We start from the raw sequence: 9598 nt of genomic DNA, 5'->3' as shown, positions 1-9598 counted from the left end.
CGACGGCCCGTCCGCGGGGACCGGGGCGCGAAGTTCGCCCTCCATCGCGGCCACGGCCTTCCGCAGCCGCGGCAGCATCTCCTTGCGCAGGGAACGCGCGCTGTGCCGGCTGGTGTGGCTCACCACGCTCACCACACAGGCCGGAACGCCCGCCGCATCCCGCACGGGCATGGCGAGCGCGACCAGGCCGGCCTCGATCAGCTGATCGTCCAGCGCGTACCCGCTCTTGCGTGCGCTGTCCGTGGCGCGTACGAACTCCTCATCGCCCACCGGCACTTCACGTGACGGGAGCGCGGTGAAGCCGCCGTCACCCGGATCGTCCGCACGCCGCGCCCGCCACCGCTGCCAGTCCGCCTCGGACCAGTCGGCGGCGAACAGCGGTCCTGGCGCGGTGCGTTCCGCGGGCAGCAGATCACCGATCCGGAAGCTCAGCGACATCGCCCGCCGCCGCGTCGCCTGGTGGATGAAACGGATCCCGTCCTCGTCGCGCACCGCCAGCGACACCGACTCGTCGAGCTCGTCGGCCAGCCGGTCGGCGAACGGCCCGAGCAGGTCGGGCAGATGCAGCGCCCCCAGATACGCGTTGCCCAGTTCCATCAGCCGCGGGGCGAGCGTGACGTTGCGCCCGTCGAGCCGTACGTACGCCATGCGCGCGAGCGTCGCCGCGATCCGGTCCACCGTCGACCGCGCCAGACCGGTCGCACGCTCGAGGTCGCTCAGGGTGAGCGGACCGTGGGCGTCGGTCAGCGCCCGCAGTACGGCGATCCCGCGGATCAAAGGTGTGACGGCTTCCGCGGGCGGGGCTGTGGTGAGGGATGGCACGGGCTCTCCTGGCCTGTCTCGCGTGGCTCGCCTGTTGCGCGTGTCTCGCGAAGTGCGCAAGGCCGCCAAGGCCGTTGACATGGCGCAACGCGGCGCGCAGACTCAGGCCGACGCTTGAGTGAAGGAAGCTTCACTATACGAACAACAGTGGCGGCGGTCCACCGCTCGGCATCAAGCGGGACCGCCCTCGAAGACGAGGAGACGCTGTGCACACCACCGTCGGCATCATCGGCGGCGGCCCCTCCGGCCTGCTGCTCGCCCGTCTGCTGCACCAGGCGGGCATCGCCAGTGTCGTCCTGGAGAGCCGGGACCGCGCCTATGTCGAGCAGCGCCAACGGGCCGGGATCCTCGAACAGTCGACGGTCGATGCGCTGCGCACCTGCGGCGCGGGCAAACGCCTCGACGCCGAGGGCCTGGTGCACGACGGCATCGAGCTGCGCTTCGCCGGCCGCGGTCACCGAATCGACTTCCCGGCGCTGACCGGCGGGCGGCGCGTCACGGTGTACGCGCAGACCGAGGTGGTCAAGGACCTCATAGCCCTCCAGCTCGCCGAAGGCGGCCCGCTGCACTTCGAGGCCGAGGTGCACGCCGTCGAAGGCATCGACGGCGACCGCCCCGCCATCCGCTACACCCACGAGGGCCGCGAACAGGCCCTCACCTGCGACTACGTGGTGGGCTGCGACGGCTTCCACGGGGTGTCCCGTCACGCCGTCCCGGGCGATGCCTCCACCACGTACGAACGCGTCTATCCGTACTCGTGGCTCGGCATCCTGGCCGACGCGGCACCCGACTACGACGAGTTGATCTACGCGCACTCGGACCGCGGCTTCGCCCTGGCGAGCATGCGCTCGCCGCAGGTCAGCCGGCTGTATCTCCAGGTGCCCAACGGGACGGACCCGGCGAGCTGGTCCGACGAGCGCATCTGGGACGAACTCGACCACCGCTTCGGACGCGGCACCCCGCTGGTCCGCGGGCCCGTCACGCAGAAGTCGGTGCTGCCGATGCGCAGTTCGGTCACCGAGCCGATGCGCTTCGGCCGGCTGTTCCTGGCGGGCGACGCCGCCCACATCGTGCCGCCGGCCGGCGCCAAGGGCCTCAACCTCGCCGCGGCCGACGTCGTGGTCCTCGCCCGCGCCCTCGCCCACCGGTACGCCACGGGCTCGTCCGACCTGCTCGACGCCTACTCGGACACATGCCTTCGCCGGGTCTGGCGGGCCGAGCACTTCTCGTACTTCATGACGACGACCCTGCACACCGCCCCCGACCAGTCCCCCTTCGAAACCCGACTGCAGCTCTCCCAACTGGAACGGATCGCCACCTCGCCGCACGCGGCGGCCGAACTGGCGGAGAACTACTGCGGGTTGGCGCTCTGAGAGCGAGAGGCCCCGCCCCCCGATCTTTCCGATCCGGAGGGCGGGGCCTTCTGCTGCGTTCAGGCCCTGGACGGTTCGGCGATTGCCGTCGCCTTCGTGCGCGCACCTCCGCGACCGATCCGTACGGCCAGCGGCACGAGGGCGATCGCCGCCGCTCCGAGCAGTCCGGCCAGGGCGAAGGCGGTGAAGCCCCAGCTCTGGTTGCCGTTCTGGGCGAGGGCGCCCACCAGCCACGGTCCGACCACGGCGCCGGTGCGGCCCACGCCCGTCACCAGGCCCAGACCCGCGGCCCGTTCGCTGTCGCGGTAGACGCTGTTGGTCGCCGCGTACACCATCACCTGCGCGCTGAAGAGCCAGATCCCGGTGATCGCCACCACGACGTACGTGACACCCAACGGCAGTTCCGACTTGAGCAGCAGCGCGCCGGCGGCGGTCAGCACGAACCAGATCGCCGAGACCCGCACCGCGCCGAAACGGTCCGCGGTCCGGCCGGCGATCAGCATGCCCACGATGCCGCCCGCGTTGATGACCATCAGGAAGCTGACCGAGGAGTTCAGGCCGTAGCCGTTCGCCCGCATCATCGTCGGCAGCCAGGTGCTCACCCCGTACACAAGGAGCAGTCCGCAGAACGAGGCCAGCCAGAGCAGTGGGGTCGCCCACCGGGACTCGGGACGGAACAGGGCGCCGATCGCGGCGATCCGCCCCCTCGCCCCCGCGGCGGGCGCCTCGACCTCGGTCGGGCGCGGCAGCCCGAAACGGTCCGCCACCTGCTCGGCCTCTGCGCCCCGGCCGCGTGCGAGGAGCACACCCGGCGACTCGGGCAGGTACTTGAGGAGCAGTGGTACGGCGATGAGCGCGGGCAGCACCCCGGCCCAGAACACCCAGCGCCAGCCGAACTCCGGGGCCACACTCAGGCCGAGGCCCGTGGCCGCCATACCGCCCGCGTGATACGAGGTCATCAGGAGACCGGTCATGAGCGCGGCCCGCCGCGGCGGAGCGAACTCGAGCACCATCGCCAGACACAGGGGCATGAGACCGCCGAGCCCGAGCCCCGCCACGAACCGTCCGGCCCCGAAGGCACCGGCGCTCCCGGCGAGCGCACACACGGCGCAGCCGAGCGAGAACAGGGTGACGCTGGCGACCAGCATCGGGCGGCGGCCCAGCCAGTCGGTGACATTGCCCGCGGTGAGCGCGCCGATCAGCATGCCGAAGGTGGTCCAGCTGCCGATGGTGCCCGCGGTGCCCGGAGTCAGACCGAGTCCGGGGTCGTCGAGCATATGCGGCATGACGGCGCCGTAGATGTTGACGTCCATGCCGTCGAAGAACACGGCCAGCCAGCACAGCGCCAGAACGGGGAACACCGTCCGGAACGTGTGCGGGGCACGGGCCGCAGGGGCGGAGTGTGCGGAAGAGGTCATTTCGGTCCCTGGGGCGAGCTCAGCACGCCGGAGATCCGGCGTTGTTCGTGTGGTGAAGAACTGTTCACTTCTCGCGAGGGGATGAGTGTGGGGTCGGTCCCGGAGGCTGTCAATGAGTGCGGAGCCTTCGATTCCACCGGCCGTGCTTGCCCCGCCCCCGCGCGGATGTTGGGATGGGCGCCGTGACAGCAGCCCGACAGGACCAGGCGACCGCGGCGGTGGAGGCGGTCTTCCGTATCGAGTCCGCGCGCATCATCGCGGTGGTGACCCGGGTCGTGCGCGATGTCGGCATAGCGGAGGAACTCGCTCAGGACGCCCTGATCAGCGCCCTGGAGCAGTGGCCTCGCGACGGCGTCCCCGACAATCCGGCCGCGTGGCTGATGACGGCCGCGCGGCGCAAGGCCATCGACCTCGTACGCCGCAAGGAGACGTACGCCCGCAAGCTCGCGGAGGTCGGCCGCACCCTTCAGGACGTACCGCCGCCGGAGCCGTCCGACCCCGACGACATCGACGACGATCTGCTGCGCCTGATCTTCACGGCCTGCCACCCCGTGCTCTCGGCGAAGGCCCGTATCGCCCTCACGCTGCGGCTGCTCGGCGGTCTGACCACCGACGAGATCGCCCGCGCGCTCCTGACCACCGAACCGACCGTCGCCCAGCGCATCGTGCGCGCCAAACGCGCCCTGGCCAAGGCCGATGTGCCCTTCGAGGTGCCGGGAGCCGCCGAGCGGCCGGCCCGGCTCGCCTCGGTCCTCGAGGTCATCTACCTGATCTTCAACGAGGGTTACAGCGCCACCGCGGGCGAGGATCTGCTGCGGCCCGCGCTGTGCGAGGACGCGCTGCGGCTCGCCCGGGTGCTCGCCGCGCTGATGCCGGGCGAGCCCGAAGTGCACGGACTCGCCGCCCTGTTGGAGTTCCAGGCCTCCCGGCTGCCGGCGCGCACAGGCCCCGACGGGGCGCCCGTGCTCCTCGCCGAGCAGAACCGGACCAAGTGGAACCGCATGCTGATGCACCGGGGCGTCGACGCGATGCAGCGCGCCGGCACCGGCCCGTACTCGATCCAGGCCGCGATCGCCATGTGCCATGCGCAGGCGCTGCGTTACGAGGACACGGACTGGAAGGCGATCGCCGCCCTGTACGGCCGGCTCGCCCAGCTCACCCCGTCCGCGGTGGTCGAGCTCAACCGGGCCGTCGCCGTATCGATGGCCGAGGGCCCGGAGCAGGGGCTGAAACTGGTGGACGCGCTCGCGGACGAAGCAGCCCTCGAGGACTACCACTTCCTGCCGAGCGTGCGCGGTGATCTCCTGGAGCGCCTCGGGCGTCACGAGGAGGCCCGCGCCGAGTTCGCCCGGGCGGCGTCCCTGACCCGCAACGCCCGGGAACGGGAGCTGCTGCTGTCACGGGCCCGGGACCTGGAGGGCTGACCCGCGTACGCGGAGGGCGAGGTGACCGGAGTCGAGCCTGGCCAGGCAGGAAAGTCGAGGCTGGTGCCGTACGAAAACGGACACCGGCCGCGACTTATAGTTGCGGCGTGCGCGCCCCAAAGGTGCGGCAGTGCCCCCAGCCCGCCCAAGAAGGAGGCGCCGTGACGGACTTCGACGCGATCGACGCGCTCCTGGCATCGGTCCAGGAAGAGACCGCCCTGCCCCCGGCCGCCGAACGCAGACGGCTGCGCGAGGCCCTCGGCCTTTCCCGTACGCAGGTGGCGGCCGTGCTCGGGGTGTCCGCGTCGACCGTCGGCGGCTGGGAGAGCGGGCGCGAGCCGAGCGGCGAGATCCGCGCCAAGTACGGGTACTTCCTGGACGGCGCGCAGGCCAAGGTGGCGGCGGGGGAAGCCACCCCAGGTACTCGAGATGCGGCTGAGGAAGTGACCTCAGGTACTCGAGATGCCGCTGAGGAGGTCACCTCACGTACTCGAGATGCGGCTGAGGCGCCCGTGGTCGATACCGCGCAGCGGCGGGCCGCCGACGTCGAGGAGACCGCCGGGGGAGCGACCCTCGCCGCCCCCGCGCCCTGCGTCCTGTGCGGAGCCCCCGCCCTGCACCAAGTCGAGGGGTTCCCGCAGCATTTGGACGCCGCCGACTGCCAGGCCGCGACCCCCGCCGCAACGGCACCACGAGAGCAGGCGCCGCCTGCCGCAGCGGTGGAGCCGACCGCACCGGCCCCCACGAAGCTCGTCCCCGCCGGACGCCGCGCCAAGGAGGCCGACTCCCCGGACCTGATCGCCCGGTCCGTCGAAGCCGCCCTCGCCGCCCACGGCGGAGACGTGGAAACCGCCACGGCCGCCCTGGTCAAGCGCGCCATCCCCGACGCGATGGCGCTCCTCGACGAAACCCGCAAGGGGGCCCGCTACCAGGTCATCGCGCACCCGCCGATGCCCGACATCCTGCGCCGCAAGAGCGCCAAGGGCCCGGACGAGATCTGGGAGGCGCGCCCGAACTGGACCCGTCCCGAACTCCCGGCGGGCCGCCACGAGGTGACAGCCCTCGACGTCAACGGCGCGTACCTCTCCGCCCTCAAGACCCATCTGCCGATCGGTGCCCTGGAACACTCCACGGGCAACGTCCACGACCGCCGCCGCGCCGGCGTCCACCTGATCACCCCGCCCGCCTGGGACCTGGACCACCTGCTGCCCAACCCGCTCGGCAACCGCGAGGAGGCCGGCGCGTTCTGGGTCACCGAGCCGACGCTGCGCCTGCTCCTGAGGCTCTCATCGGATCCGTACGGACTGTGCGAGCCGCCCGTGATCCACGAGTCCTGGACCTCGGGCGCCACCGAGGGACTCCTGGAGAAGTTCCGTATCGCCCTCAAGGACGCCCGCGACCGTGCCATCACCGAGGACGACTCGGTCACGCTCGAGTACGTGAAGGCGATGTACTCCAAGTTCGTCTCCACGATGGGGGAGTCCAACTACAACCGGGAGCTGTACCGCAGCGACTGGATGCATCTCATCCGCTCGCAGGCCTTCGCCAACCTCTGGATGAAGGCGTACAAATGCTTCGACGAAGGCCTCGTCGTCGTCCGCGCGATGGGCACCGACGAACTCCATGTGGCCGGCGACTGGCGGCAGCTCTTCGCGGAGGGCCGGGCGGTCACAGAGGTCAAGGTCAAGGACGTCTACACGCTCGGCGACGACGAACCGGATCCGCCCGCGGACGCCTAGGTTGGGACCAAGGGGGGCCGCAGGGATGGAACCCCCGCCTACGACGAGGACCGCTACAAGGAGCGGGCCCCGTCGAACGGACGATCAACCGCCTGAAGCCCCCTCGCGATCTGGCTCCGAACATGAACTTCTACGCGACCCGGCAGTAGACGCTCTGGTTCTGGCGCCGGGCGCTGCTGACGAGAGCGGCCAGATCACCCACGATCGCTTCGGCGATCTCAGTGGGGATGACCTCGCCCTCCTCCGCGCGCAGCTGAGTCCATGAGGAGGCGACGTCGCTCAACCTGGAGTGCGTGGCATCCGCGAGCGCAGTGGACAGACGAGGCGAGATCGCCAAGACGATGCCTCCGCCGTTGTCCCGGGCGGCGACGATGCGAGGCTCACCGGCCCCGACGAGCTCCTCGAAACTGCCGCCGGCCAGAAGGCATTCCCACTCGACCACAGCCACTACGGGATCGAAGTTGCCGACGAGGAGGGACTCGAATCCCCGCCCCGGCCCGGCCCGGAGGGCCAGGCTCGCCGTCGTGTCGTCCGGCGCGACGAAGAACTCCACGATGATGCTCACCCGGACATCATGCCCGACAGCCCACAACCGTGATCGGCCGGACAAGTCCAAGGTCCTGTCGCGCGTACGCCCAGCCAGTGGCCGAGATCATGCCCGGCCCTTCGGTAAATTCCTCGACACCGGTCGTCATGATCGGAGAGGCTTCGCGCGATGACCAGGATCGGTGACTCCCCGCCCGCGTGGGACGAGCGCACGCAGCTCACCACGTTTCTCGACTACGCACGTGACACCGCCCGCGCCAAATGCGAGGGCGTCTCGGCGGAGAACGCCCGCAAGGCGCTGCTGCCGGGCTCGCCGCTGATGACCATGTGCGGAGTGATCAACCACCTCCGCTGGGTCGAGTACTACTGGTTCCAGGTGGTCTTCCTGGGCGAGGAGGACCATGCCCCCATAACCGACGAGGACCCCGACGGCGAGATGCGGATCGCCGTCGACTTCCCGCTCCCGCAGTTGCTCGACGAGTACGCCGAACAGAGCGCCCGCTACCGCGAGCTGGTCGCCGGGAACGATCTGGACAAGCGGGCCGTGGGAACCATCCGCAACGGCCTCCACGTCGACCTGCGCTGGATCCTCCTCCACCTCACCGAGGAGACGGCCCGCCACAACGGCCACCTGGACATCATGCGCGAACTTCTCGACGGCACGACCGGCGGCTAGGTCCGGCGGATCACATGGACGGACAGGACTCGCCTCGACGGCTGGACATCGAGCGGATCATCGCTCCCCTGGAGACGAACATGCCCGAGGCCGGGGATCTCGGCTTCGAGGCGATCCGGCGGCTGGGGAACCCGGCGCCGATGCTGGTGCAGAACGGCGGCAAGGAGCAACTGCAGCTGTGGCTCGAGCCGTGCGGGCAGGACTACTGGCTCGAGCCCGGCGAGGCTGTGTACGTCACCTCGTACGGGGTGTGGAGCGACCACCCGTTCGAGACGATCCACGAGCCGGACTGTCTCACCGTATGGGCAACTTCCTGGTTCGCGACGGTCTCCGACCTCGAGGGAAACGAATTTCCGCCGGGTCGCAGGGGTCAGGCCTGAGCCGGGGGCCAGGAAAGTCGAGGCTGGTGCCGTCAGCGTGAAGTCCCCGAACCGAACCCGGCGAAGGCCCCGCTGAAAGCGTGCTTCGCGAAGCGTTCTCCGATACGGAGGTGAGTGGCCGCGTCGGGGTGCAGTCGGTCGGGCAGGGGCAGCTCCGCGAAGTCGGACTCGCCGTACAGGTCGAGGCCGTCGAGGTGGTGCAGATGCGGATCGTCCGCCGCGCGCTGGGCCACGATCCGGGCGAGCTCGTCGCGGATGACCTTCAAGGTGAGCTTTCCGGCGGCGACTTCCGCCGGATCGCCGGTGGCCGTGAAGGACAGTTGCCCCGTCGCCAGCGCTTCGAGGTCGAAGGCGCCGGGTCCCGGTGTCTCCTCGTGGATCGCGCAGTAGATCGGGGAGATGACCAGAAGCGGCGCCGTCGGGTGGCCTTCGCGGATCGTGTCGAGGAAGCCGTGCACGGCCGGGCCGAACGCCCGCATCCGCATCAGGTCCAGATTGACGAGGTTGATGCCGATCTTGACGCTGATCAGGTCCGCGGGGGTGTCCCGCATCGCCCGCGCGGTGAACGGGTCGAGCAGCGCGCTGCCGCCGAACCCGAGATTGACCAGGTCCACGCCTGCGAGCCTGGCGGCCACCGCCGGCCAGGTCGTGCTCGGGCTCGCCGCATCCGAGCCGTGACTGATCGAACTGCCGTGGTGCAGCCAGACCTTGCGGTCCCCGTCCGGGAGCGGCTGAACGGGAGCGTCGGTGCGCAGCGCGACCAGCTCCGTGGTCTCGTTGTGCGGAAGCCACAGCTCGACGAGCTTGTCGCGGTCGGGCAGCCCGGCGAAACGCAGCGTGCCAGGGGCGCCCGCGGTGTGCTCGACCGATCCGCTCGCCATGTCGATGGTCAGGACGTTGCCGCCGTCGACGCTTGCCTGCCCGGCGAGTTCACCGTCGACGAGCAGGTCGTAGACCCCGTCGGGGCGCGGCGGGGCACCCACGTACACCCGCTTGGTGGGCACGGTGTCCAGCTCCAGCGCGGTGGCGCGGGTGCGCAGCGCGATCCGTACGCCCGAGGGCTGTGACTCGGCCATCGCGAGCTGCCCGTCGGCGTATTGCGCACGGGCGCGGGCGGGCAGCCGGTGCGGCAGGACGCCCTGTGCGGTGGGCTCGAGTTCCAGCGCCCCGCGCACGACGGCCGTGGTCAGCGGCGTGGTGATCCAGTCGTTCATGGTGCG

The 9598-nt window shown here is 70.7% G+C and carries 9 protein-coding genes; 5 read left to right on the top strand and 4 right to left on the bottom strand.

Translation table 11 applies throughout. The annotated features are described in order from the left end of the window. On the bottom strand, nucleotides 1–822 hold an 822-nt coding region (locus tag ABT367_RS29245; protein ID WP_352256288.1), incomplete at its 3' end, for an IclR family transcriptional regulator. 206 nt (nucleotides 823–1028) lie between these two features. On the opposite strand from ABT367_RS29245, the gene ABT367_RS29240 reads away from it, so the two are divergent. After that, nucleotides 1029–2195: a 4-hydroxybenzoate 3-monooxygenase gene (locus ABT367_RS29240; protein WP_352256287.1), complete on the top strand. Its 1167-nt coding sequence runs from the start codon at nucleotides 1029–1031 to the stop codon at nucleotides 2193–2195. 59 nt (nucleotides 2196–2254) lie between these two features. On the opposite strand, the gene ABT367_RS29235 is transcribed toward ABT367_RS29240, so the two are convergent. Further along, a complete protein-coding gene (locus ABT367_RS29235) occupies nucleotides 2255–3613 on the bottom strand; it encodes an MFS transporter (RefSeq protein WP_352256286.1) in 1359 nt (452 codons plus the stop codon). Nucleotides 3614–3786: 173 nt separating this feature from the next. On the opposite strand from ABT367_RS29235, the gene ABT367_RS29230 reads away from it, so the two are divergent. Both ABT367_RS29230 and ABT367_RS29225 read left to right on the top strand, forming a co-directional pair. Continuing rightward, nucleotides 3787–5037 carry an RNA polymerase sigma factor gene (locus ABT367_RS29230; protein ID WP_352256285.1) on the top strand — a complete coding sequence of 417 codons (1251 nt, stop codon included), beginning with the start codon at nucleotides 3787–3789 and terminating at the stop codon, nucleotides 5035–5037. A 161-nt stretch (nucleotides 5038–5198) separates the two neighbouring features. Next, complete coding sequence (locus tag ABT367_RS29225) at nucleotides 5199–6776, top strand: helix-turn-helix domain-containing protein (protein WP_352256284.1); 1578 nt, start codon at nucleotides 5199–5201, stop codon at nucleotides 6774–6776. 130 nt (nucleotides 6777–6906) lie between these two features. Here the strand turns inward: ABT367_RS29225 and ABT367_RS29220 are convergent, their stop codons facing one another. Further along, the gene (locus ABT367_RS29220; protein ID WP_352256283.1) at nucleotides 6907–7341 is read right to left on the bottom strand and encodes a hypothetical protein; all 435 of its coding nucleotides are present in this window, start codon (nucleotides 7339–7341) and stop codon (nucleotides 6907–6909) included. Nucleotides 7342–7491: 150 nt separating this feature from the next. Here ABT367_RS29220 and ABT367_RS29215 point away from each other — a divergent pair, with 150 nt between their 5' ends. Beyond that, entirely contained in the window at nucleotides 7492–7998 is a 507-nt protein-coding gene (locus ABT367_RS29215) for a DinB family protein (RefSeq protein ID WP_352256282.1), read from the top strand. Between the two features lie 14 nt (nucleotides 7999–8012). Beyond that, nucleotides 8013–8378, top strand: a complete 366-nt coding sequence (locus ABT367_RS29210; RefSeq protein WP_352256281.1) for a hypothetical protein — start codon at nucleotides 8013–8015, stop codon at nucleotides 8376–8378. A 32-nt stretch (nucleotides 8379–8410) separates the two neighbouring features. Here ABT367_RS29210 and ABT367_RS29205 read toward each other — a convergent pair whose 3' ends face one another. After that, on the bottom strand, nucleotides 8411–9592 hold the full coding sequence (locus tag ABT367_RS29205) for an SGNH/GDSL hydrolase family protein (protein WP_352256280.1): 1182 nt from the start codon (nucleotides 9590–9592) through the stop codon (nucleotides 8411–8413). Nucleotides 9593–9598: the final 6 nt, after the last annotated feature.

It is taken from the genome of Streptomyces mesophilus, assembly GCF_040300965.1.
In the GTDB taxonomy this organism is placed as follows: Bacteria; Actinomycetota; Actinomycetes; order Streptomycetales; family Streptomycetaceae; genus Streptomyces; species Streptomyces mesophilus_A.
Note: the sequence above shows the minus strand (reverse complement) of the source record. Positions and strands in the feature narration are given on the sequence as shown.